23 protein-coding genes and 1 pseudogene are annotated in these 23,747 nt (G+C 63.0%); 15 read left to right on the forward strand and 9 right to left on the reverse strand.

All coding sequences use genetic code 11. The features are described 5' to 3' along the window. Positions 1-896 precede the first annotated feature (896 nt). A complete protein-coding gene (locus JMY29_RS09060; protein WP_209783720.1) occupies positions 897-2,273 on the reverse strand; it encodes an LLM class flavin-dependent oxidoreductase in 1,377 nt (458 codons plus the stop codon). A 47-nt stretch (positions 2,274-2,320) separates the two neighbouring features. Next, positions 2,321-2,473: a hypothetical protein gene (locus JMY29_RS09065; protein WP_189075671.1), complete on the reverse strand. Its 153-nt coding sequence runs from the start codon at positions 2,471-2,473 to the stop codon at positions 2,321-2,323. Between JMY29_RS09065 and JMY29_RS09070 the strand changes: the two genes are divergently transcribed. The 14 genes from JMY29_RS09070 to JMY29_RS09135 all read left to right on the forward strand — a co-directional run bounded on the left by JMY29_RS09070 (position 2,466) and on the right by JMY29_RS09135 (position 18,204). Next, entirely contained in the window at positions 2,466-2,564 is a 99-nt protein-coding gene (locus tag JMY29_RS09070) for a hypothetical protein (RefSeq protein WP_237567113.1), read from the forward strand. The two genes, JMY29_RS09065 and JMY29_RS09070, sit on opposite strands and share 8 nt — an antisense overlap. Continuing rightward, positions 2,557-3,498, forward strand: a complete 942-nt coding sequence (locus tag JMY29_RS09075) for a DnaJ C-terminal domain-containing protein (RefSeq protein WP_189075670.1) — start codon at positions 2,557-2,559, stop codon at positions 3,496-3,498. Before JMY29_RS09070 ends, JMY29_RS09075 begins: the two co-directional genes overlap by 8 nt. Beyond that, entirely contained in the window at positions 3,495-3,812 is a 318-nt protein-coding gene (locus JMY29_RS09080) for a chaperone modulator CbpM (protein WP_018778588.1), read from the forward strand. Before JMY29_RS09075 ends, JMY29_RS09080 begins: the two co-directional genes overlap by 4 nt. Next, positions 3,809-6,445 (forward strand): ATP-dependent chaperone ClpB, encoded by a 2,637-nt coding sequence (clpB, locus tag JMY29_RS09085; RefSeq protein WP_189075669.1) that lies wholly within the window; start codon positions 3,809-3,811, stop codon positions 6,443-6,445. The genes JMY29_RS09080 and clpB overlap by 4 nt, the downstream gene beginning before the upstream one ends. Continuing rightward, complete coding sequence (gene trxA / locus JMY29_RS09090) at positions 6,442-6,870, forward strand: thioredoxin (RefSeq protein WP_055976286.1); 429 nt, start codon at positions 6,442-6,444, stop codon at positions 6,868-6,870. Before clpB ends, trxA begins: the two co-directional genes overlap by 4 nt. Positions 6,871-7,139: 269 nt before the next feature. Further along, positions 7,140-8,210 carry a LacI family DNA-binding transcriptional regulator gene (locus JMY29_RS09095; protein WP_039240987.1) on the forward strand — a complete coding sequence of 357 codons (1,071 nt, stop codon included), beginning with the start codon at positions 7,140-7,142 and terminating at the stop codon, positions 8,208-8,210. 78 nt (positions 8,211-8,288) lie between these two features. Continuing rightward, positions 8,289-9,962, forward strand: coding sequence for an ABC transporter substrate-binding protein (locus JMY29_RS09100; RefSeq protein WP_189075668.1), 1,674 nt, complete (start codon positions 8,289-8,291; stop codon positions 9,960-9,962). Positions 9,963-10,103: 141 nt separating this feature from the next. Then, complete coding sequence (locus tag JMY29_RS09105; protein ID WP_189075667.1) at positions 10,104-11,081, forward strand: ABC transporter permease; 978 nt, start codon at positions 10,104-10,106, stop codon at positions 11,079-11,081. Positions 11,082-11,091: 10 nt separating this feature from the next. Continuing rightward, positions 11,092-12,030, forward strand: coding sequence for an ABC transporter permease (locus JMY29_RS09110; RefSeq protein WP_018778582.1), 939 nt, complete (start codon positions 11,092-11,094; stop codon positions 12,028-12,030). Continuing rightward, positions 12,027-12,989: an ABC transporter ATP-binding protein gene (locus JMY29_RS09115; RefSeq protein ID WP_189075666.1), complete on the forward strand. Its 963-nt coding sequence runs from the start codon at positions 12,027-12,029 to the stop codon at positions 12,987-12,989. Before JMY29_RS09110 ends, JMY29_RS09115 begins: the two co-directional genes overlap by 4 nt. Further along, positions 12,986-14,077: an ATP-binding cassette domain-containing protein gene (locus tag JMY29_RS09120; RefSeq protein WP_189075665.1), complete on the forward strand. Its 1,092-nt coding sequence runs from the start codon at positions 12,986-12,988 to the stop codon at positions 14,075-14,077. Before JMY29_RS09115 ends, JMY29_RS09120 begins: the two co-directional genes overlap by 4 nt. Continuing rightward, positions 14,074-15,621, forward strand: a complete 1,548-nt coding sequence (locus JMY29_RS09125) for a glycoside hydrolase family 32 protein (RefSeq protein WP_189075664.1) — start codon at positions 14,074-14,076, stop codon at positions 15,619-15,621. Before JMY29_RS09120 ends, JMY29_RS09125 begins: the two co-directional genes overlap by 4 nt. Before the next feature lie 134 nt (positions 15,622-15,755). After that, positions 15,756-17,180, forward strand: coding sequence for a glycoside hydrolase family 32 protein (locus JMY29_RS09130; protein ID WP_189075767.1), 1,425 nt, complete (start codon positions 15,756-15,758; stop codon positions 17,178-17,180). A gap of 28 nt (positions 17,181-17,208) precedes the next feature. Then, positions 17,209-18,204 (forward strand): aldo/keto reductase family protein, encoded by a 996-nt coding sequence (locus JMY29_RS09135; protein ID WP_189075663.1) that lies wholly within the window; start codon positions 17,209-17,211, stop codon positions 18,202-18,204. Between the two features lie 109 nt (positions 18,205-18,313). Here the strand turns inward: JMY29_RS09135 and JMY29_RS09140 are convergent, their stop codons facing one another. The 5 genes and pseudogenes from JMY29_RS09140 to JMY29_RS09160 form a co-directional block, all read right to left on the reverse strand. Beyond that, positions 18,314-18,916 carry a TetR/AcrR family transcriptional regulator gene (locus JMY29_RS09140; protein WP_189075662.1) on the reverse strand — a complete coding sequence of 201 codons (603 nt, stop codon included), beginning with the start codon at positions 18,914-18,916 and terminating at the stop codon, positions 18,314-18,316. A gap of 82 nt (positions 18,917-18,998) precedes the next feature. Further along, the gene (locus JMY29_RS09145; protein ID WP_189075661.1) at positions 18,999-19,865 is read right to left on the reverse strand and encodes an alpha/beta fold hydrolase; all 867 of its coding nucleotides are present in this window, start codon (positions 19,863-19,865) and stop codon (positions 18,999-19,001) included. A gap of 55 nt (positions 19,866-19,920) precedes the next feature. Then, the gene (locus JMY29_RS09150) at positions 19,921-20,919 is read right to left on the reverse strand and encodes an NADP-dependent oxidoreductase (protein ID WP_189075660.1); all 999 of its coding nucleotides are present in this window, start codon (positions 20,917-20,919) and stop codon (positions 19,921-19,923) included. A 123-nt stretch (positions 20,920-21,042) separates the two neighbouring features. After that, on the reverse strand, positions 21,043-21,759 hold the full coding sequence (locus tag JMY29_RS09155) for an SDR family oxidoreductase (protein ID WP_018778546.1): 717 nt from the start codon (positions 21,757-21,759) through the stop codon (positions 21,043-21,045). Positions 21,760-21,996: 237 nt separating this feature from the next. Next, a pseudogene (locus tag JMY29_RS09160) lies at positions 21,997-22,218 on the reverse strand (substrate-binding domain-containing protein); the annotation flags it as partial. Here JMY29_RS09160 and JMY29_RS09165 point away from each other — a divergent pair. Next, the gene (locus JMY29_RS09165) at positions 22,150-22,431 is read left to right on the forward strand and encodes a hypothetical protein (RefSeq protein ID WP_189075658.1); all 282 of its coding nucleotides are present in this window, start codon (positions 22,150-22,152) and stop codon (positions 22,429-22,431) included. The pseudogene JMY29_RS09160 and the gene JMY29_RS09165 sit on opposite strands and share 69 nt — an antisense overlap. 186 nt (positions 22,432-22,617) lie before the next feature. Here the strand turns inward: JMY29_RS09165 and JMY29_RS09170 are convergent, their stop codons facing one another. Together JMY29_RS09170 and JMY29_RS09175 are read right to left on the reverse strand one after the other, a co-directional pair. Next, the gene (locus JMY29_RS09170; RefSeq protein ID WP_189075657.1) at positions 22,618-23,163 is read right to left on the reverse strand and encodes a hypothetical protein; all 546 of its coding nucleotides are present in this window, start codon (positions 23,161-23,163) and stop codon (positions 22,618-22,620) included. Then, complete coding sequence (locus JMY29_RS09175; protein ID WP_018778542.1) at positions 23,160-23,507, reverse strand: PadR family transcriptional regulator; 348 nt, start codon at positions 23,505-23,507, stop codon at positions 23,160-23,162. Before JMY29_RS09175 ends, JMY29_RS09170 begins: the two co-directional genes overlap by 4 nt. Positions 23,508-23,747 lie beyond the last annotated feature (240 nt).

Here is a 23,747-nt window from a genome sequence, read left to right on the forward strand (position 1 = left end):
GTTGGTTAGGTCCCTCTGATACTGGCCGCGGGGTGTGCCTGGCGCCGCGGGTCGCCTGTTTGGTTGTGGGGGAGCGGGCTCAGGGTCGTGGCTGGTCGGCCCTCCGCTTGCTCTGAACTGGGGCTATGCGGGTCCTTTCTTGGTCCGTTCGGTAGGTCGTGGTTGTCCTACACCTCTTCATGGGTAGAGGGACTAGGCACGACATGACGTCTGGATCCTTGGTCAACGAGCTTGACTTTGGGTTGTTCCTCGAGTGAGAAGACGTTGATGGTGGCTGCTTTGTAAGCCAAAGGGGGTGTGGACATTGTCCACACTTAAATCTTCTTTATCGTGACTACTTGCGGCCATTGGCTCTTCCCTCCTTGGGCGGCCTCGGTCGGCCGAGCGCCATCAAATGGGCATTGGCCGTGTCAACGCAGGCGCACGGCGAAATCAAACCGGACGCGGGCCCGACTTAGATGACTGATCCCATTGGTGCCTCCGGAACATGGCGTGGGTCCGGTCAGGGCTCTTCTCGACGGGCTTCGCGCAGCTACTCCAGGCCGGTGATGGTGTGAAATCGGACGGGGCTCCGGGATGCGAAATGGACGGGTTGGTGAATCCCGCCCATCCGTGGTTGAAGGGGCGGATATTCTGCCGTTGGCGCGATAGTAGGCGTCCGACATGGCCGCCGTTGCGGCTTTGTGCCGGGCAGAGGTGAATGGCAACCCCCGGCCGGTCAGGTGGGCCTTGCCATTGCTCATCAGGCCGAAGAGGCGTCCTGCGCGCTCGACCAGAGCCTCGGCAACCGCGCTGGACACAGTCGGCAAAGTCTCCCCATTAGGCGGTGGAATCTGATGAGCGTGTGGCCCGTGCGTACTCATGATTGGCCGCAACACTCGGAAGATCCCCCTGGATCACACTGCTGCTGCGGTTTGTGCCGGGTGCTGGACCTGGACCTGGTCGCGTTCCGGCTTTGGAAGGCCGAGATGGTCGCGGAAGGTCGTCCCGGTGTATTCAGTGCGAAACAGTCCTCGTTCCTGGAGGAGAGGCAGGACCCGGCTCTGGAACTCCTCGAATCCCTCCGGTAGGTACGCGGGCGAGAGGATGTAGCCGTCGACGGCGCCCGCTTCGAACCAGGCCGCAAGCTCTCCGGCGACGGAGTCGGGGGTGCCGATGACGACGCGGTGCCCGTAGGCGCCTACCACTCGGCGATAGAGCTCGCGCAATGTCAGGTTCTCCCTTTTGGCGGTGTCGATGATGAGTTGCTGGCGGCTCTTGTAGGCCTCGGTCTCGGGTATGTACTCAGGGAGTGGCTCATCCAGGGGGAGCGCGGTCACGTCGAAGCTGAGGAGTTGCGAGAGCCTGGCCAGGCCTACCTCGGGGTGGATGAGCTCCTGCATCTGACGGTACTTGGCCTGGGCGTCTTCGATGGTGTCACCGATGATGGTCTGCACTCCGGCGATGACTCGTATGCTGTCCCGTGGTCGGCCGGCCTTTTCGGTGCGGTCCTTGAGGTCGAGGGTAAAGGCCAAGGCCGATTCGAGGCTGTTCTGGGCGGTGAACACCACCTCGGCATAATGTGCGGCGAGCTCCTTTCCGGCCTCGGAGGAGCCGGCTTGGACCTGGACGGGGCGCCCCTGTGGGGGACGGAGTACGTTCAGCGGTCCCCGGACCGAGAAGTGCTTGCCGTGATGGTTTAGTACGTGCATCTTCTCCGGGTCGAAATAACGGCCGGAGCTCTTGTCCAGGACAAAGGCGTCGTCGTCCCAGGTGTCCCACAATCCAGCGGCCACGCGGAAGAACTCTTCCGCGCGCTCGTAGCGGTCGGCGTTCTTCAGATGTTCGGAGCTGCTGAAATTCCGGGCTTCGGCCTCAACATATGAGGTGACGAGGTTCCATCCGGTCCGGCCGTGGCTGAGGTGGTCCAGCGAGGCAAACTTTCGGGCGATGTGATACGGCTCGTTATACGTTGTGGTCTGGGTGGCGACGAGCCCGATCCTGTCTGTGCTGACGGACAGGGCTGCCAGGAGAGTGAGGGGTTCGAAGCGGTAGACCACAGGATCTCGGCTCAGCGTTTGCGCGTTGCCCTCGGGAGCGCATAGTTCGTCTGCGAGGAAGACAAAGTCCAGCTTGGCATTTTCGGCAGAGCGGGCGACGCCAAGCACGTCGGAGAAGTCCCAGCCTGCGTTGGAGATCGCGTCGGGGTGGCGCCATCCGGCGATGTGTGAGCTGGCTGGCGAGAGCAGAAGTCCAAGGACCATCTGGCGGCCGGCAGTGCTGTTGGTGTCCATGATGTTTCCGTTCTGGAGTCGGTGCAGTGAATGTTTCGGCGTGCGGTTCAGAGCGTCTGGTAAGCGGCGGCGTCGGAGATCTGTCGGGTGGCTGCCAGTAACTCGGCGGCGCACCGCTCTACCCCGCCGGCGTCGAGCTCCGGCGGGAGTCCGTAGAGCGAGAGGACGACGGACGAGGTTCCTCCCGGGACAGTGATCACCGTCCTTCGCCCGGGCTACGGCGGGACGGATACCGTCCTCAGGCCAGCCGCCGTCGTCGTGAGCCGGGCGGTGAACGCTGACCGTGGCTAAGGATCACTACTCAGTGCTGGGCGTCTCTCGCGCGGCGAAGCCGGAGGCAATCCAGCGGGCTTACCGCAAACTGGCAAGAAAGTACCATCCGGACGTCAACCGGGAGCCGGATGCCGCGGACAAGTTCAAGGAGATCGGCGAGGCCTACGATACTTTGTCGGATCCCGAAACCAGGGCGCGCTATGACCGGTTCGGCGCGGACTACCGGCAGTATGCCGGTCGCGGTGCTGATTCGGAGGGCGGCGGCACGGGGCGGGGTTCCGGTGGTCCGCGCCCGGGCCCACGCCCGGGACGCGGCCCGTACGGCGGCGCCCATGTCGACATGGGAGGGGACGTCGATTGGGAGGACCTGCTTGGTGGCTGGTTGCGTCAGCAGGGGGCGGGTCCGGCGCCGGGCTCAGACCACGAGGCCGGGCTTCGGTTGACGCTCGAAGAAGCAATCCGCGGCGGACGGCGCACGGTTCGCCTGGCCGCGCCAGGTGGCGAGACGCGGAATTACGACGTCGACGTGCCGCCCGGCGTGGTGGACGGCCAGCGCATCCGACTCGCGGGGGAGGGCGCCGGTGGCCGCGAAGGGGGCCGGCCGGGGGATCTCTTCCTGACCGTAAGCATTCAGCCGGACGCGAGATACCGCCTCAAAGGCCGGGACATCCATTTCGACCTTCCCGTTACGCCGTCGGAAGCGGCGCTCGGGGCCAGGATCAAGGTCAACGCGCCTGGCGGGCCTGTGACCATCACCGTACCCGAAGGGTCTTCCAGCGGACGCAGACTTCGGCTTCGCGGGCAGGGTTTGCCCGATCCGAAAGGCCAGCCGGGGAATCTCTACGCCGAAATCCGGGTCATGGTGCCCCCGCGGTTGAGTAGTGAGGTGCGCAAGCTCTATGAGCAGCTTGCAGCCGTGTCCGATTTCCACCCGAGGGAGGGGCTGCTATGAGCCGGGAATATCCACTCGCCTATCCGTGGCGCCTGAGCCTCGAAGGGGTGGCCCGCAGCAGCGGTGTCCACTCCGACGTCGTCATGAGGTTCGTGGAGCTGGATCTGGTTCGACCTCTGGGAGGCGACGGCCCGGGCGGCCCCTGGTTCAGTCCGGGGGCTCCGGAAATGATCGCGCGCGTCCTGCGGCTGCATTCAGAGCTGTCGCTCAACTATGCGGCAATCCCGCTGGTACTGGATTTGCTGGCGAGGGTAGAGACGCTGGAACGACGTTTGGTTGAAATCCCGTATGTGGAAAGGACTGCTGAGCCATGAACATGGAGAGCTTTACCCGGAAGTCGCAGGAGGCCTTGGCAGGGGCACAGCGGATCGCCCAGCAACACGGGCATACCGAGACCGACGGGGAGCACCTGCTTGCGGCCCTGCTGGAACAGGAGGGGGGACTGGTCCCGCGACTTCTGGCAGGCATGCAGGTTGACGTTGAGGAGCTGAACAGGGCGGTTGAGGCCGAGCTGCAAAAGAAGCCGAAAGTCACAGGGCCTGGCGCAGCACCCGGCCAGGTATACGTCAGCCGCAGGCTTGGCACACTCCTTGATGCTGCTGAACGTGAAGCCAAACGGCTCAAGGACGAATACGTCTCGGTGGAACACCTGCTGGTCGCGCTCGCGGAGGAAGGCCGGGCCACGGCGGCCGGCAGGGTGCTGGCGGAACACGGCATCACCCGCGAGGCATTCTTGTCCGTCCTGACCCAGGTCAGGGGAAACCAGCGCGTTACCTCGGCCACGCCGGAACAAACCTACGAAGCGCTGGAGAAATACGGCCGCGATCTGGTGACGGACGCGCGTACCGGAAAGCTGGATCCCGTCATCGGCCGCGACGCGGAAATCCGGCGGGTGGTCCAGATACTTTCACGCAAGACCAAAAATAACCCGGTGCTTATTGGCGAGCCTGGAGTCGGCAAAACCGCCATTGTGGAAGGACTGGCCCAGCGGATCGTCCGGCAGGATGTGCCGGAAGGCCTGAAGAACAAGACCATTTTCTCGCTGGATCTGAGCGCCCTCGTGGCCGGTGCCAAGTACCGTGGCGAATTCGAGGAGCGGTTGAAGGCGGTGCTCGCCGAGGTGCTTGCGGCAGAAGGAAGGATCCTGCTTTTCGTGGACGAACTGCACACCGTCGTCGGGGCAGGCGCCTCCGAGGGATCGATGGACGCCGGCAACATGCTCAAGCCCATGCTGGCACGCGGGGAGCTGCACATGATCGGCGCCACCACGCTCGACGAGTACCGCAAACACATCGAGTCTGACGCCGCATTGGAGCGCCGCTTCCAGCCGGTCACCGTTGAGGAGCCTGACGTCGAGGACGCCATTTCCATCCTTCGAGGTCTGCGGGAGCGGCTCGAGGTATTCCACGGAGTACGGATCCAGGATAGTGCCCTGGTGGCTGCGGCCACCCTTTCGCACCGGTACATCACCGACCGCTTTCTTCCAGACAAGGCCATTGACCTCGTGGATGAAGCGTGCGCCAGGCTCAGGACGGAAATTGACTCGATGCCGGCCGAGCTGGATGAGCTGACCCGGAAGGTCACGAGGCTCGAAATCGAAGAAGCGGCACTTGCCAAGGAAACCGATCCGGCCAGCAAGACGCGGCTCACGGAGCTGAGGCGTGAATTGGCGGACCTGCGCGGCGAAGCAGACGCCAAGAGGGCCCAATGGGAAGCAGAGCGCCAAGCGATCCACAAACTGCAGGGAATTCGTACTGACCTTGAGCGGGCGCGTCTGGAGGCCGAGGAAGCCGAGCGCAACTACGACCTCAACCTGGCGGCAGAGCTACGCTACGGCCGGCTTGCCGACCTCGAACGGCGGCTGGCCGCCGAAGAAGTACGACTGACTGCGAAACAGGGCGAGAAGCGCTTGCTCCGCGAGGTGGTGACCGAGGATGAGATCGCTGACATCGTGGCGGCCTGGACCGGGATTCCGGTGGCCCGGCTGAAGCAGGGCGAACGCGAAAAGGTCCTGCACCTGGATGAAATCCTGCGCGCCCGTGTCGTCGGACAAGAAGAAGCAATCAACGCGGTGTCGGATGCCATCATCCGGGCCCGCTCCGGCATTCGGGATCCCCGCCGACCCATAGGCTCCTTCATCTTTCTGGGCCCCACGGGCGTCGGAAAGACCGAGCTTGCCAAGGCATTGGCTGCCTCGCTATTCGACAGCGAGAGCGCAATGATCCGGCTGGACATGAGCGAATATCAGGAGCGCCACACCGTGAGCCGTCTGCTGGGGGCGCCGCCTGGCTACATTGGCTATGACGAAGGAGGGCAACTCACGGAAGCGGTGCGCCGGAAGCCCTATTCGGTGGTGCTGTTCGACGAGGTGGAAAAGGCCCATCCGGACATCTTCAACACGCTGCTGCAGGTCCTCGACGACGGACGGATTACGGACTCGCAGGGCCGGACTGTCGATTTCCGCAACACTGTCATCATCATGACCTCCAATATCGGTTCCCAGTATCTTTTGGAAGGCTCGGCCGAAGGCGGGACTATCACCGAGGAGGCGCGCAGCATGGTGATGGGTGAACTCAGGGCACATTTCCGGCCCGAGTTCCTTAACCGCGTCGACGATACAGTCTTGTTCGCACCCTTGGGACTGCCACAAATCGAACGAATCGTTGATTTGCTGTTCCAGCAGCTGCGGCAGCGCCTGGCCGAGCAGCAAATCGAGCTTCACCTGGCCGAAGAGGCACGCCTTCTGATTGCTGAGCGGGGCTTCGATCCGGTCTACGGAGCCCGGCCGCTGCGCCGCTACATTTCCCATGTCGTCGAAACACAGGTGGGTCGGGCCCTGTTGCGAGGCAGCATCGCCGAGGGCGGAGTGGTCAGTGTGACCGTGTCCGGAGGCGAACTCGTGGTTGAATACAGCACTACGGAGCTCACGGAGGCCTCAATCACATGAACAAAGCCATCATCAAATGTCCTCACTGCGGCAAGTCGAACCGCGTTCCGGCCGCCGCCGACGGACGGCCGCGCTGCGGGAGCTGCCACAAGGACCTGCCTTGGGTGGTTGAAGCGGGCGACGACGACTTCAGCGCGATCGCCGAACGGTCCAGCGTTCCGGTGTTGGTGGACTTTTGGGCTGTGTGGTGCGGACCCTGCCGGATGGTGAGCCCCGTGCTCGACCAACTGGCACACGAACGCGCCGGTCGCATCAAACTCGTGAAGGTCGATGTGGATCACTCGCCGCAGCTCTCTGCCAGGTTCGCCATCCAGGCGGTGCCGACGTTGATGATCATCGTTGACGGCAAAATCGTGGCGAGGCAGGCCGGCGCGGCTCCCGCGCCGGTGTTGAGGTCCTGGTTGGAGGAGGCACTCTCGAAGTAGTCCGGGAACAGTGGACGACGGCGGCAGGGGCGGCGGCCCGCCGTCGTGCCTTTACGGCTGCGCGCGTCAGGTTCACGCCGCGAATCCGGGGGATACAGGGCGCGACCCTACGCCGAGGATAGAGTGTTGACAGAGTTCAAGTAACGCGGGTAACCTGAGTCACATGTCCGGAAAGTAACGCGCGTTACCAACGCTGCTTTCCACCCCGGGCCGGCCGAACAACAACGTTGGGCGCAGACCTGGATCAGCGAAGAACACCGGAGCATTCGATGGCGAAAAGCACCAACCCAGACACCCCCGTGGCTGTGAAGCAGCGGGGTGTCACCATGAAAGACGTAGCCAAGCACGCCGGCGTTTCCCGGACAGCTGTTTCGTTTGTGCTCAGCAACCGGGAGAACGCAAGCATCTCCGAAGAAACCCGCGCCAGGATCAACGACGCCGTGCAGGAATTGGGCTACCGCCCGAACGCCGGCGCCCGTGCGCTGGCATCCCGCCGTAGTGACTGGTACGGGATCGTGACGGAGATCGTCACGGCTCCGTTCGCCGTCGACATCATCAAAGGAGCCCAGGACCAAGCCTGGCTTGACCGCCGGTTCCTGCTCATCGCGCCCTCCGACCAGGCCGATGCCGTGGGACCCAACGAGGGCCTGGAGGATGCTGCTACGGAGAAGCTGTTGGAACAACGGGTGGAAGGACTCCTCTACGCAGCCACCTTTCACCGGGGCGTTCACGTCCCCGAAAGTGCCAACGAAGTCCCCACAGTCCTGATCAACTGCTTCGACGCGGACGGGAAGCTGCCCTCGATCGTCCCGGATGAGCGGGCGGGGGGACGGGTGGCCGTCGAACGCTTGCTCCAAGCCGGCCATACCCGGATCGGTGTCATCAACCTGGACCCGGCCATTCCTGCGGCAGTAGGGCGTTTGGAGGGTGCCCGCGAAGCACTCGCCGTCGCCGGACTGGAGCTGGACCCCGAACTGGTGGTGTCCGGGTATGCAACGGCCGACGGCGGTTACGACGCCGCGTGCCACATCCTGGACCGCTACCCGCCACAAGAGAGACCGACGGCGCTGTTCTGCCTCAATGACCGCATGGCGATGGGCGCTTATGACGCCATTAAGGAACGGGGCCTGACCATCCCCGGGGACATCGCCGTGATCGGCTTCGACAACCAGGAACTCATTGCGGCCTACCTGCGGCCCAAATTGACCACAGTTGCGTTGCCGTTCGAAAAAATGGGCGCCTTGGGCGTCCAAACGCTTGCCGCTCTTACAGCAGGACAGCCGATCCTTGCCGACCAGCAATTGGTCGACTGTCCGCTGCTAGAACGCTCTTCGGTCTGACCGCGAAATCAATGCCGAAGAGCAACCCTTACCCACCCCTTCACCTTGGACGATGAAGATAGGAAAGAGATAACCATCATGACACAACCCCGATACTTCCGGGCTGCCCGGATCACGGCGGCGAGCCTTGCAGTGGGCGCGATGCTGCTCACCGGCTGCACGGCAAACGTCTCTAAAACAGGCACCTCCGACGCCGGAGCGAACGCCGGCGCGTTCCTCACCATCCCGCGGGAGGACATGGGCACATTCGTGCAGAATTTCAACCCGTTCGCTCCCACGGTGAACCCGATGGTCCAACAGTCCATCTATGAATCCCTCCTCATTTTCAACCCGGCCAAGGGGGACACGGTGCCGTGGCTGGCCACGGAGTGGAAAGCAGCCGAGGACGGCAAATCGGTCACCTTCACTCTCCGTGACGGTGTGAAATGGTCCGACGGGCAGCCCCTCGTGGCTGATGACGTTGCCTACACCTTCGAACTCCAGAAGAAGATCAAGGGCGGCTTTGAGTACCTGGACACCGTCACCGCCGAGGGCAACAAGGTCACTTTCAACTTCAACAAGCCGTGGTCGCCGGCCCTCTACGACGTCGGCCAACTCAGCATCCTGCCCAAGCACATCTGGTCCGCTTTGCCGGACCCGGAGAAGGATGCGAATGCCAAGCCGGTAGGTACCGGGCCGTACACCGAGGTTGATACTTTCCAGGCCCAGTCCTTCGTGCTGAAGAAGAACCCCAATTACTGGCAGCCTGAAAAGCAGAAGATCGCCGGCATCAAGATGCTCGCTTTCGCAGGAAACGACGGCGCCAACCTCGCCGCAGCGAACGGGGACGTGGACTGGGCTCCGCAGTACATTCCCAACATCGAAAAGACCTTTGTTTCAAAGGACAAGGAACACCGCCAATACTGGTTCCCCGCCACCGGTGCCATGATCAACTGGCAGCTCAACACCACCAAGGCGCCGTTCAACGATGTCGACGTCCGCAAAGCACTGAGCATGGCCGTGGACCGTGACCAGGTCACCAAGATCGGCATGAGCGGTTACGCCAAGCCGGCTGACTGCACCGGGCTCTCCGGTAATTATGAGACCTGGAAGAACGCCCAGGTGAAGGACAACTGCACGTGGACCAACCACGATGTGCAGAAGGCCAACGAGCTTCTGGACAAGGCGGGATACCCCAAGGGAGCAGACGGCAAGCGCACCCTCAAAGACGGCAAGCCTTTTGAATTCAAGATCTCCGTAGGTGCCACATCCTCTGACTGGCTTTCCGTGGCCAACGTTATCTCGCAGAACCTGGCCGAGGTGGGCGTCACGGCCAAGGTCGAGTCCCCGGACTGGGCCGCTGTGGTCGCGGGCTATGAGACCGGCGACTTCGATTCCGGCATCGTTTGGAGCGCCAACGATCCCAGCCCGTACAAGTACTTCAACACCTCCATGGGCACCGCAACGGTCAAACCGGTAGGCACGAAGACGTTCGATAACTACCACCGCTTCGGCGACACGAAGGCCGATGCCCTGTTGGCCGACTTCGTTGCGGAGACCGACGAGTCCAAGCAAAAGGACATCGCCAACAAGCTGCAGGAAGAGTACAACGACGCAGCACCGCTGGTGCCGCTGTTCTCAGGCCCTGAATGGGGTGCCTTCAATGACACCCGCTTCACCGGCTGGCCCACCGAGGGCAACCCGTACGCCACGCTGTCCGTCCGATCACCTACGACGGTGCTGGTTCTGACCACCCTGGAACCGCGGAAGTAAATCCCCGCAACTCTTCTCACTGCACGCCCGGCGGTTGCCCGCTGCCACGACGCCGCCACCTTGCCGCTGAACCGGCCACTGCCGCCGGGCGTGCCCTCTTCACTTTCCGCAATCCCCGCAATTCCCGAATGGAGGGAAACCGTGCGCTTCATCCTGCGCCGCCTTGGTTTCTACCTGATCGCCTTCTGGGCATCCATCACCCTGAATTTCCTGCTCCCGCGCTTCATGCCGGGAGACCCCGTATCCCGCATGTTTGCCCGCTCCCAGGACCGAATGCAACCGGAGCAGATCGAGGCCCTGCGCCAGCTGCTGGGTGTTGACGACCGGCCCATCTGGGAGCAATACATCGACTACCTGCACAACATCTTCACCGGCCAGATGGGGGTCTCCATCTCCCGTTTCCCCACGCCGGTCACCGAAGTCATTTCGTCCCAGATCGGCTGGACGCTGCTACTGGGCGGAACCGCGCTGGTGATTGCCGCCGTCGTGGGTAACCTGCTGGGCGTCCTGGCCGCATGGCGGCGCGGCGGAGCGATCGACTCTGCGCTCCCGCCGGTGCTGGTTTTCATCGGCTCGTTCCCGTACTTCTGGCTCGCGATGGGTGCGCTGTACCTGTTCGGGGTGGTGCTGGGTTGGTTCCCGATCCGGCATGCGTTCACCGATGGTTTGGAGCCCGCGTTCACTTGGGAGTTCATCGGCGACGTCGGGGCTCACCTGGTGTTGCCGGCGCTGACGATCGTGCTGGTCTCCATTGGCGGCTGGATGCTGGGAATGCGCAACACCATGATCGCCACGAATTCGGAGGACTACATCACCATGGCCGAAGCCAAGGGACTCCGCCCGGGCCGCATCATGCTTCGCTACGCAGCACGCAACGCCATGCTGCCCTCGGTGACGAGCTTCGGGATGGGACTGGGATTCGTGGTGGGCGGTGCGCTGCTCACTGAAGTGGTTTTCGCCTATCCGGGCGTCGGCTACCAACTGCTGAACGCCGTCCAGGGCCTCGACTATCCACTGATGCAGGGCTTGTTCCTGACCATCACCGCCGCCGTGCTGCTAGCCAACTTCCTGGTGGACATCCTCTACGTCCGCCTCGACCCGCGCGTGCGCAGCAACTAGAGGACTGATCATGACAACCGCACTTCTGAAGCAGCCCACTCAAGCTCCGGCTGCCCGCAAACCCAACCGCAGCTTCGTCCACGGACTTCTCACGAACAAGAAAGCCTTGCTGGGCATGACCGTGATGATCGTGTTCATTGCGTTGGCACTCCTGGCGCCGGTGTTGTTCCCCGGCGATCCGTCACGTATCACCGCGATGGCGTCCCTGGAACCGGATGCAGAGCACTGGCTGGGGACTACCGCCAAGGGACAGGACGTGCTGGCGCTGACCGTCCACGGCTCACGGAGTTCCCTGTTCGTGGGACTGACGGTGGGTCTGGCGTCCACTTTCATCGGCATTCTCGTGGGTCTGGCCTCGGCGTACTTCGGCAAGTTCATTGACGAAGCCCTGTCCCTGGTCACCAACGTCTTCCTGCTTCTGCCCGGACTGCCCCTGCTGGTCATCCTGGCGGCGTTCCTTCCGCCGGGCCTGGGGACTGTGATCCTGGTTCTTGTGGTCACGGGATGGGCCGGTTCGGCCCGCGTCCTGCGCTCCCAGGCACTGTCAATCCGGTCCAAGGACTTCGTCGCTGCGGCCGTCGTGTCCGGCGAACGGGCAGGACGGATCATGTTCCGCGAGATCCTGCCCAACATGGCCTCGATCGTCATGGGCACGCTGCTGGCCTGCGTCATCTACGGCATCGGAGCCCAAGCGGGCCTGGAGTTCCTGGGTCTTGGTGACGTCAGCACGGTCTCGTGGGGCAACAACCTCTTCTGGGCCGGTAACGAAGGTGCCCTGCTCACCGGAAGCTGGTGGGTCTTCGTACCCTCCGGTGTGTGCATCGCACTGGTCGCGTTCGCCCTTGCCCTGATCAACTACGCCGTGGACGAAGTCACCAATCCGCGGCTGCGAAAGATCAAGACGCCCAAAACAACACCCACGAAAGCCGAAACGAGCACCGCCAAATGACCATCTCCCAAGTCTCCTTCGGCTCCCACGAACCCGTCCTCGACGTCAAGAACCTCACCGTCAAGTACATCGGAGATACCCGCTCCACCACCGCCGTCGACCGCGTTTCCTTCAGCATCGGCACCGGCGAGGTGTTCGGTCTGGCGGGGGAGTCCGGCTGCGGCAAGTCCACCATTGCCAACTCGATCATGAGGCTCCTGAAGGACCCCGCAAAGATCGCCGGCGGCAGCATTTCCTTCGGCGGCAAGGACGTCCTGGCCATGAGCGCCGAGGAGCTGCGGCGCTTCCGGTGGCAGGACGTGGCGATGGTGTTCCAGTCGGCCATGAATTCGCTCAATCCGGTGATGACCATCGGCGACCAGATCGTGGACATCTTCACCACCCACGCCGGTTACTCCCGGAAGGAATCGTTGCGACGTGCCGGTGAACTGCTGGAGCTTGTCAGGATCGATCCCGCCCGGCTGAAGTCCTACCCGCACCAGCTCTCCGGCGGAATGCGTCAGCGTGCCGTCATTGCCATGGCCGTGGCGCTCAAGCCGTCACTGCTGATCCTCGACGAGCCCACCACAGCACTGGACGTGGTGGTGCAACAGGAAATCATGGCCCAAATCAAGGAACTGCAACGCGAGCTTGGCTTCTCCGTCCTTTTCATCACGCACGATATGTCCCTCATGGTGGAACTCTCGCACCGCATGGCCGTCATGTACGGCGGCCGGATCGTGGAAACCGCGAAAGCCCAGGACGTATATGCCGATCCCCGTCACCCCTACACCCAGGCACTGATGGGCGCGTTTCCGCCCCTTACCGGTCCCCGCGTTCCGTTGACGGGACTGCCCGACGGCGTGAAGTTCCGGGACATCCCGGACCTCACCGAGGCAGCACCCGGCCATTTTGTGGCCCCGTTTGGTGCCGACGCTTCGGTGATTGATTCGACTGACTTCGAAGGAGCTGCACGATGAGCCACTCCCTGATGACCCCCTCGGCCGCGTCCAAAACCAGTACCCCTGCCCTTGAAATCCGTGGACTGGGAAAGTCGTTCCCGATTGGCGGCTTGTTCTCCCGCGACTCCGTCCGCGCCCTGCACGACATCGATCTGACCATCGGCAAGGGCGAAATCGTAGCCCTCGTGGGAGAGTCCGGTTCCGGCAAGAGCACCTTGGCCCGCTGTGTGGCGCGGCTCGAGAAGCCGAGTTCGGGGGAGATCCTCATTGACGGCGTCGATGTCCTCAAACGGGATCGTTTCCAAGCGTCCCGGGCCTTCCGGTCCCAATTGCAGATGGTGTTCCAGGACCCCTTCGGCTCCTTGAACCCGGCCCACAGGATCGAGCATTTCCTGCGGCGTTCCCTGGCGATCCACGGCAAGGGCGGTTCCGAGGAGCAGACCCGGCACCGCCTGGAAGAACTTATGACCACCGTCGGCCTGGAAGCTGACATGCTGAACTCGTACCCGCACGAGCTCTCGGGAGGTCAGCGCCAACGCGTTGCGATCGCCCGGGCCCTGGCCGTTGAACCGCAGGTCATCCTGGCCGACGAGCCGACGTCCATGCTGGACGTCTCCGTCCGGATCGGCGTGCTGAACCTGATGCGTAAGCTCCGCGACGAGCAAGGCATCTCCATGCTGTACATCACCCACGACCTCGCCTCCGCCCGCTACCTGGCGGACCGGACGGCGGTCATGTTCGCCGGAGAGCTCGTTGAAGAGGGCGAGTCCCTGGATCTGTTGGCCAACCCTGCGCACCCCTACACCCAACTGCTGGTCTCGGCCGTGCCGGATCCGGCCCGGGCGGGCTCGTACGATCCCGTCCGCCGGGCCGAACTGAGGCAGGCGGTCATGGCCTCGACGCACTGCATGTTCGACGGCGACCCGGACCAAGCCTGCTCGGCCGAGGAACCCGTCCGCCATCGGGTGGGGGACCCCGAAAACCGTCACTGGGTGCGCTGCCACCTGTACCGTCCATGGGCCGCTGCCGGCGGCCACGCCCTGGCGAGTGAACCAATCCAACCCGGCCACCCGGCGTCGACCGCTCAAGATGAGGCTTCCGCATGACTGAAGTGACCCATCCGCTCGCCACGGTTCCGCAGGATGAATTAGTGGCCCGTGCCGAGGCAGATCCACTAAGGCCGCGTTTCCACTTCGTCTCGCCGGCCGGTTGGCTCAACGATCCCAACGGTGTCAGCCAATGGAACGGCACTTACCATCTCTTCTATCAGTACAACCCGGAGGGTGCCTTCCACCACCGCATCCAGTGGGGCCACGCCACCAGCACCGATCTGGTCTCCTGGAGTGACCAACCCGTAGCTTTGGAGCCGTCCGCGGGACCGGACGCCGAGGGCTGCTGGTCAGGGGTGTTGGTGAACGACGGCGGCACGCCCACCTTGGTGTACTCCGGGCGGTACGCCGGCAAGGAGTTGCCCTGCGTCGCCGCAGGAACTCCGGACCTGCAGGACTGGACCAAGGACCCCGGAAACCCGGTCATTGGCGCACCGCCGGCCGGTGTGGACATCACGGCCTTCCGCGATCATTGCGTGTGGCGGGAGGGAAGCGTTTGGCGGCAGCTGGTCGGTTCGGGGATCCGGGACGTCGGCGGCACGGCGTTTCTTTACGAGTCCTCGGACCTGCGCACCTGGGATTATCTCGGGCCACTGTTCATCGGGGATGCCTCTCAAGGTGATCCTGAAGGCCCTGACTGGACGGGGACCATGTGGGAATGTGTTGATCTTTTCCGTGCAGGACAAGGATCGTTGGGATCTCCACATGCCGGTGACTCGACGGATGTGTTGGTCTTTTCCGCGTGGAACGACGGCGAAACCCGCCACCCGCTGTACTGGACGGGTCGTTACGCCGGCGACACCTTCGAACCCGGGTCGCTGCACCGGCTGGATTTCGGCGGCCGCTTCTTCTACGCGCCCCAGTCTTTCCAGGATGAATCCGGCCGGCGGGTCATGTTCGGCTGGATGCAGGAGGGGCGAAGCGACGCAGCCATGGTGGAAGCCGGGTGGTCGGGGGTCATGAGCCTGCCGCGGGTCGCCACGTTGGGCAACGACGGAACCCTGGAGTTCGCGCCAGTGCCCGAAATCGGGAAGCTGCGCAGGAATCACTCCCATGTGCCTGCCCAGGTACTGGTGGCCGGAACGGCCATGGATACCGGTGTTTCCGGCAACCAACTCGACCTTGAGGTGGAGTTGCAGCTCTCCGCAGGTGCGGAGCTGCGACTCGGACTGCTTGGATCCGTGGACGGCGCTGAAGAGACGGTGGTCATTCTGGGCCGCTCGGCCGACGGAGGCGCCACCGGCATGCTGCATCTGGACCGCACGCGCAGCAGCCTGGACCCGGCCGTTGATGTGGAGGAGAAGTCCGGCCCCCTTCCCATGACGGACGGATGGGTTCGCCTACGCATTCTGGTGGACCGGTCCGCCGTCGAAATTTTCGCCAACGGCAAGCCGCTGACTGCCCGCGTCTACCCGACCCAAGGCGGCGGGCGCGTAACACTGGCCGCCACCGAAGGTACGGTGCGGCTCCTCTCCTTTGATGCTTGGACCATGGCCGGGGTGTTCGAAGAAACCCGCAGCCTCCTGCCGGAACGGAAGTGAAACCCATGAAGAATTCATCATCATTCTCCCGCCGCGGACTACTGACAGGCGCCGGTGCGGTTGCTTTGGGCGGATCCCTGGCGCTGTCCGACCCCGCGTCGGCGGCAGGCAGCCCCTCGAAAGGACCAACCCGGATGCGCCCCGACTATCACTTCAGCGTCAGCGACAACTGGAAGAACGATCCCCAACGACCCATCTACCTGGACGGGGAGTACCACTACTACTACCTGTACAACGCCGACTACATCACCGGCGGGGGCGGCACGTCCTGGCGCCGGGCCACTACAACCGATCACGTAGCGTTCCGGGACCGGGGTGTCGCGATCCCGAAGTTCAGCAACGGCAACGGTGACTGTTGGTCCGGATGCCTGGTGGTGGATGAGCGAAATACTGCGGGATACGGTGCGGGGGCGGTCATAGCACTCGTCACCCAGGCACCGGAAGGTCGCCAGGCGCAGTACCTTTGGTACTCGACTGACAGGGGGCGTTCGTTCAAGCCCGGTGGCGCGGCTCCGGTGCTGCCCAACCCCGGCGTGCACGATTTCCGTGATCCCAAGGTGATCCGGGACGCGGACCGTGGGCGGTGGTTCATGGCCAACGCTGAGGGGCAGAAGCTCGGGTTCTACGCCTCACCGGACCTGCGGTCCTGGAAGCGTGTTGGGGAGTTTGTCCGCACTGACCTTGGGCTTCTTGAGTGCCCTGACCTCTTTCGGATGACAGCCGACGACGGCACCTCCCATTGGGTCCTGGGCACCAGCGCGAACGGCAAGGGCCGCGGATTGCCCGCGACGTATGCGTATTGGACCGGCGCTTTCGACGGCAGTTCCTTTACACCCGACCATGCCGAGCCGGAATGGCTCGATTACGGTTTCGATTTCTATGGCGCTGTGACCTACCCGCATCACACAGAATCGGGTGCTGAGGACCCAACCCTGCGGCGGGCGATCGGATGGGCTAATTTCTGGGACTACCCCCACAACACGCCCACCCTTGCCGCAGACGGTTACAACGGCGACGACATGATCGTGCGTGACGTCCGGCTCAAGCGTGGAAATGGCGCCTACTACCTTTCCTCCACCCCCACGTCTGCGCTGGGTAATCACGTGAAGCGCACACATCGGCTGGGTGATGTGGCAGTTTCCGGTACATACGACTTGAAGGTCCGCTCGAACGCTTACGATCTGAGCTGCGAGGTGGTGTGGGATCCGGCTGCGCCACCGGCCAATCTCGGTTTCGAGCTATGCCGCGCACCAGGAGGAGGCAGACACGTTGCAGCAGGCGCCTACCTGCGCGGGCCCTTCACCTACGTCAACCGCCGTCCCACCGTCAACCCCACGGCCGGGGAATCCCAAACCCCGGTGGACCCCGCCGCCGGAAGACTCACGCTACGCATCCTGGTGGATCGGACAAGTGTAGAGATGTTCGTCGGCGACGGGCGCGTGGTCCATTCGCACCGGGTCTTCCCGCTCGACGGCGATGACGGCATCCGCCTCTACGCCCACGAAGGTGCGGCCACGTTCCGGGAACTGACCATCCGGGAACTCAAGGTCACGCCGTAGCGTGCCATATACCCGGAAAGGAATGCTCATGCATTACAGGAAACTCGGAAACAGCGGAATGTACGTCAGCGCGATCGCTTTGGGCAATTGGGCCACCCACGGGGAGACCGTGGACCAGGATGTCGCGACGGCATGCGTGCGCAAGGCCCTGGACCTTGGCGTCACGACATTCGACACCGCAGACGCCTATGCGGGGACTGAAGCGGAAACCATGCTCGGGGTGGCCCTCAAAGGCTCACGGCGCGAGGGGGTCGAAGTCATGACGAAGGTGTACTTCCCAACGGGCACCGGTAAGAACGATCGGGGCCTGTCCCGCAAGCACGTTATGGAATCCATCAACGGATCGTTGCGCCGTCTTCAGACTGACTACGTGGACGTCTACCAGGCGCACCGCTACGACTACGAAACCCCGCTGGAGGAGACCATGGGCGCCTTCGCGGACATCGTCCATGCCGGCAAGGCCCACTACATCGGGGTCTCGGAGTGGACGGTAGAGGAGATTCGCGCCGGCGCTGCTTTGGCAGCGGGGCTTGGCATCCAATTGGTTTCCAGTCAGCCGCAGTACAACATGCTTTGGCGCGTCATAGAGACCGACGTCGTGCCCGCATGCGAAGAGCTCGGGATCACCCAGGTGTGCTGGTCGCCGCTCGCGCAAGGCGTGCTCAGCGGCAAATACGGCACGTCCACTGTTCCGGTGGGAAGTCGTTTCAGCACGCCGGCGGGAGAACTAAAGGCCGGGCACAGGTTTGTGAGCCCTGAGGTGCTGGAGCGTGTAGAGAAACTCAAGCCGATCGCCCACACCCTTGGCGTGCCGTTGGCCACGATGGCAGTGGCCTGGGTCCTGGCACATCCCAACGTGTCGGCGGCCATCGTCGGCGCCAGCCGGCCGGAACAACTGGAGGACACGGTCAAGGCGGCTGGCCTCGTCCTGGGGAAGGAAACGCTGCAGCTGATCGATGAGGCGTTGGGCGACGTCGTAGAATGCGACCCGGCCAAGGTGGAATCCTTCCCCCACCGCGTCTGAACAGAATGTACAAGCGACGTGGCACCCCGTCTGTGACTTTAGCCCGGCAAGCCGGTTCATGCGTCTGCAATCGACGTGTAACGCACCCAAGCAGGAGACCCGGCCCGTTTCAGCGTGGTATCAACAGCCGAATCTGGGTCCTGATGTCCTGCACCAGGGCCTCGATGTCAATGCCGGTGTTGTCACTTGCTGCCATGGTCATGAACATGACCGCAGACACAACCCGTGCTGTCGTCGCGGCGTCTTGGGCATCAGCCAGTCCTTCCCGGGTGAATACGGTGGCGATGGCTTCCTCGGTTTCCCCAACGATCGCCAGGGCTGCGCTGTGGTGCGGCTCTGTGGGGTCTCCGAATACCATTTCGCGCAGGTAGAAGCGTCCGTTGTCGACCTGGGTTCGGTTGCACTCCACGATCGGCTTCACGATGGACATCACCGCATCCAGGGCGCCGGGAGTTTCTTCCGCTGCGGCCCGGCCGCGTTCGAGGGCTGCGGCGTAGTTGGCGTTCTGAACGAGGAGGAGCAGTTCGCCTTTGGTTTTGGCGTAGAGGAACAGGGTTCCGGTGCCGATGTCCGCTTTGTCGGCGATCTGCTGGGTGGTGACCTCCTCCACCCCATATTGGGCGAAGAGTTCAGAGGCTGCGGCGGTGATCCGGTCCAGCTTCTCCTGCTTGTTCCGCTCGCGCCGTCCGAGAGGCTTGGATGTGACAGGCAAGGGGCTCCTCCGAAATCAAAATGACTCGACTCACTAATGAGTGTATCGAAGTGCGGGCCAGGTGCCTTGGCCGGCGTACTGGTCAGGGGGTGAGGAATTCGACGACGGCGGGTGCGAACGTGGCGTGGTTCTGGAAGATACCGCCGTGGCCGGAGTCTGGGTAGATGATCAGTTGGGAACCTTTGATGCGGCGGTGAAGGTCCTCGGAGAGCCTGGAAGGCACCATTCGATCGTTGTCGCCGTTGGCGATCAGCGTGGGCTGTGTTAGCAAGGACAGGTCCGACGGGGCCGAGCGGCCGTACTTCCGGATTGCTTTGAGCTGTGTTTGGAACGCGCGGGTGGTGATTGGTTGGTCACGGTTCCCGGTCCGCTCCTGCAGGCGGTTAATGAAGGCTTTCGCAGCGGTCTTGCCGGCGACGTTGCGGTTGAAGAAGAGGAATTCCTTGGGGTCTGAACGGGTGACGGTCGCGCGCAGGATGTCCCAGTAGGTGGTACGGACCACCTTGTCGATGTTCTTCCCACCGCGGGGACCGGTTCCGGTCAGGACCAGTTTGCGGACAAGGCTGGGGTGTTTTGAGACGAGGTCCTGGGCGATCATGCCGCCCAAAGAGAAGGAGAAGACATCAATGGTTGTGAAGCCCAGGGCCTTGATGAGGGTGTAGGCGTCGTCGGCCATTGCTTCGATGCTGGTGGGAACGTGTCCTGTGGACGCGCCGACTCCGGGCTGGTCGAAGGTGATGACGTGGCGGTTCCTGGCAATGGGGTCAATGATCCTGGGATCCCAGTTGTCCAACGTAGCGGCGAGATGCACGAAGAAGATGACGGGGATCCCGCCCCTGGGCCCAAGCTCGCGGTAGGCGAAGCTGATGCCGCCGGCGGTGATGGTTCTGGCCGGTGCCTCCGCATATGAGGTGATGACCGGCTCGTTGGGTGCGTCGGTGTAGTCCATGATGATGGTTCTCCTGGGTTATTGGATTAATTCCTGGGCGGATAGCAGCGGTGGATCAGGCGGTGACGCTGAGGACTGCTTTGCCTCGGAAGCCACCTGCGGCCAGGGATTGCAGTGCCTCCGGAGCTTGGCCGAAGGTGAAGACTCTCCCTACGATGGGGCGCAGTGCGCCGTCGTCCACCAGGGCACTGATTCGGCGAAGTTGATCGCCGCTGGCCCGCATGAAGAGGAATTCATAGCTGACGCCGAGCTTCCTTGCTTTCCGGCGGATCTTGCTGCTGAGTGCAGTGGTCGCAAGGAGCAGCACGGGGTTGAGGCCTGCCCTGCGGGCGAAGGCCGGATCGGGCGGGCCGGCGATCCCTATCGCCTTCCCGCCTGGTTTGAGGATGCGCAGTGATTTCTGGAGGTTTTCGCCTCCGAGGCTATCGAGCACCAGATCGTATCCGCTCAGAAGCTTTTCGAAGTCCTGGTTGCGGTAGTCGATGACGACGTCGGCGCCGAGGTCGCGGACGAATCCGGCGTTGGAGCTGCTGGCGGTGGTAGCAACGGTCGCTCCGAGATGTTTGGCGAGCTGGATGGCGATGGATCCCACCCCGCCCGCGCCGGCATGGATAAGAACTTTCTGCCCTGGTTGCACATTGCCCTGTTCTACGAGGGCCTGCCATGCCGTCAGCGCTACAAGTGGCAGCGAGCCGGCTTCCTCCATGCTGGCCGCTACGGGCTTGAGCGCGAGGTCTTCCTCCGCGATTGCTATCCGTTCGGCGAAGGTGCCGATGCGGTCTTGGTGGGGGCGGGCGTACACCTCGTCGCCGGGCTTGAATCCCTTCACGCTTTGTCCCACGCGAAGCACTGTGCCTGCAACGTCGTTGCCGAGGATCAGCTGGAGTTTGTAGGGAAGGATCTGCTTGAACTCGCCCAATCGGATCTTTTCGTCCAGCTGGTTCAGCCCGGCAGCGTGGACCTGCACCAGCACGTCACGGTCGCCTATGACAGGTTCGGCGACTTCGGCTTCCTGGAGGGGTTCCTTGTATTTGGTGACAACAAATGCGCGCATGTCGCGGTACTCCTTTACTAAGTGATTTAACTCAATTATGAGTGGACTCAGTTTTGTAGTCAAGCGTGAAGGGAGAAAGCGCCGTGGCGATGGGGCTGATCCATCACCACGGCGCGGCTGTTGTTACCGGGACTTGCTGGGGGAGAGCTGGGGGTAGAGCGCCTCTATTGGCGCGCTGAGCCCGGCCTTGAGTTGGACCGATGTCTCGTCGGCGAGTACCTCGTATTCACCGGCCTCCACGGCGTCCAGCACCTTGTTGACCAGTTCGGCCGGGTCCATCTTGGGGTCGGTGGTGTGTGCGGCCATCGCCGTGTCCACATACCCCACATGGACGCCCACCACATGGACGCCCTCGGGCGCGAGCTCCAGGCGCAGCGAATTCGTGGCCGACCACAGGGCGGCCTTGGTTGCGCTGTAAATGCCACCGACGGCGTACCAGCTCATGGCGGAGTGGATATCGACGATCGCAGCATTGTCCTTGGCCGACAGGATCGGCGCGAACGCGCGGGCGAGGAAGAGCGGGCCCAGGAAGTTCGTCTCCACATTGGCCCGGATCTCCGCATCAGTGTGGCTGAGAATGCCCGAGGTGGCCACGGATGCTCCAGCGTTGTTGATCAGGACGGTTGCATCGGGCGCAGCCTCGACTGCGGCCTGTATGGACGACGGGTCCGTGATGTCCAAAGTCAGCGGAACGATTCGGTTGTCGTCCCAGGTGCGCGGGGTTCGCGCGGTGGCGTAGACCTTGCTGGCGCCCCGCGCCAGGGCGGTGTGGACGAAGTGGGTTCCGATCCCGCCGTTCGCGCCGGTGACGAGGACAACTGCTCCATTGAGTGAGTACATTTTCACGAACTTTCTGTTGTGATTACCGTCGTGGCCAGCTGGCTGGACGGTTCCGGGAGAGGTGTGGCAAGTGCCGCCTTGGGATCCCGGGTGACTGTACTCATAACTGAGTGTGCTCAGAATATATTCCGCGGGTAACTGCCGTTTTGCTGGACAGCTTCGGACGGTGGAGCATGGACGACGGCGACCTGGCCGGGGCTGCACCGAGATGGCCTCCTGGAGTTCCTCCGCCACGGCGCGGCCCATGTCCTCGAGGTTCATGTCCACTGTTGTCAGCGGGGGTTGGGGCGTGGTGCTGAAGAGTTCCCAGTTGTCGAACCCAACCACGCCGATGTCGTGCGGTACGGGGAAGGGATTCCTGATTCGAATATATGTTCTAGTCTTGTTGTCATGAGACCGAAGCAAGACTCCGCCGCCTTTGCCCGGATGTTGGCGCAGATAGATGCCGACAGCAGCCACCCCAGGCCTGATGACGGGAAGATCATCGAGTTGGAGCCTGGCAGTCAGCCGCTGGTCCGGGTGGGGGAGATCTATGGCCGGGCGATCAAGTATACGAGGACCTTTGGGCTTGTTGAGTGGGTGGATGACCGGCGCGTTTATCATGTGGAGTGGTTTCCGGCTGGGCAAGTCAGACGCGTCGACGAGGAATCGTGGAGGGGTCGCCCGCTGTAGGCTCCGGCTCCGCCTTCGGCTGGGCGTCGACTGGCTGGACCAGCGCCGCCATGGGGTATCGCGCTTCCAGGGGGGCGGTTAGTCTTGGCTTCACTGGTGAGGGGCCGGGGCCAGTAACAAATGTCGGGCTCGTCGTGGAAGCCGGACAGTACGGGCGCCGTTGTCCTGAACCTCGCAGTGGCGACGCTAGGGCGTACGTCTTCCCGAACGGCCGAAAAGACGCCAGCAGCGCGCGCCCAGCAAGAAAGAAACGACGCCGATGATCGCCGGTACGATCAGCCATGCCCAACCGCTGGTCCATTCAATGCCAACCGCCTCGGCTGTAGAGAAGGTGGTGACATCGACGAACAGGAACTCCGCGTGCGCCTTCATGGGTGTGCTTGAGTCCGTCGCTGCCAGCATGCCAAAAGCAAAGGTCAGGAAGAGGACCCAGTAAGCGAGCAACATCGACCCTGCTGAGATGACGCCGATTGACCATAGAGGTTGGAGGTCTTCATCGTCGCCATATTGCCGGGCTAGCGACTTGGGAGATCCGAGGTCATCGAGGCTTACGTCGATGCCGCGGGGATCGGAGAGTATTGCTTGCCGTAGTTCCCTGATTGTCGACCTGCGGTGCTTGCCGTTCATGACGGCCTCAAGGTGCCAGTCGACACGGGCAAGATACGTCTCCGTACGTAGGCGGGCAGGAAACGATGGGCGGGGATCCTCTGTCTGCAGGGTGCTGCTGGTCATGGCTGGAGGTGCTCCTTCTCGGTTGCTTGGTGGACCGCCGCGGCTACCAGGAGCCACTGCTCTTTCGCGGCCGACCTGGCTTTTGTGCCGGCCGCAGTGAGTGCAAAGTACTTGCGGGGCGGCCCGTTGCTGGACGTGACTTTTCTCGTGCTGACCAGGCCATCGCGCTCAAGTCTGCTAAGCACGGGGTAGACCAATCCGGTTGATACGTCCAGCCCCAGGCCGGCCAGCCGTTCGACAAGTTGATAGCCATAAGATTCGTTCTCGCCGATCAAAGTGAGGGTCAATAGGGGCAGGACGGCCCGAAGCATCTGGGCGTCCTGTTGGGCCTGAATTCTGGACATGGTATTACTGAATCATTAATAGTGAAGAAGGGCAAGCTCGCGAGGAACGACGCGTCCACAGGTGTTCGCCGTGATGGATGGTGGAGCGGCGACCCCTAAAGGGGCGTTTCGGCCGCAAGCATGGATGGGCGGCTGCGGGCCGGGAATCCCGACACCTGCCGGCGTTGCCGCGGGAACTTGGGCGGCCGCATCACGATGACGGCGATCCATCAAGAGAGGCGGAGGCGGATCGTCAAGCAA

It is taken from the genome of Paenarthrobacter nicotinovorans, assembly GCF_021919345.1.
GTDB classification, from domain to species: Bacteria; Actinomycetota; Actinomycetes; order Actinomycetales; family Micrococcaceae; genus Arthrobacter; species Arthrobacter nicotinovorans.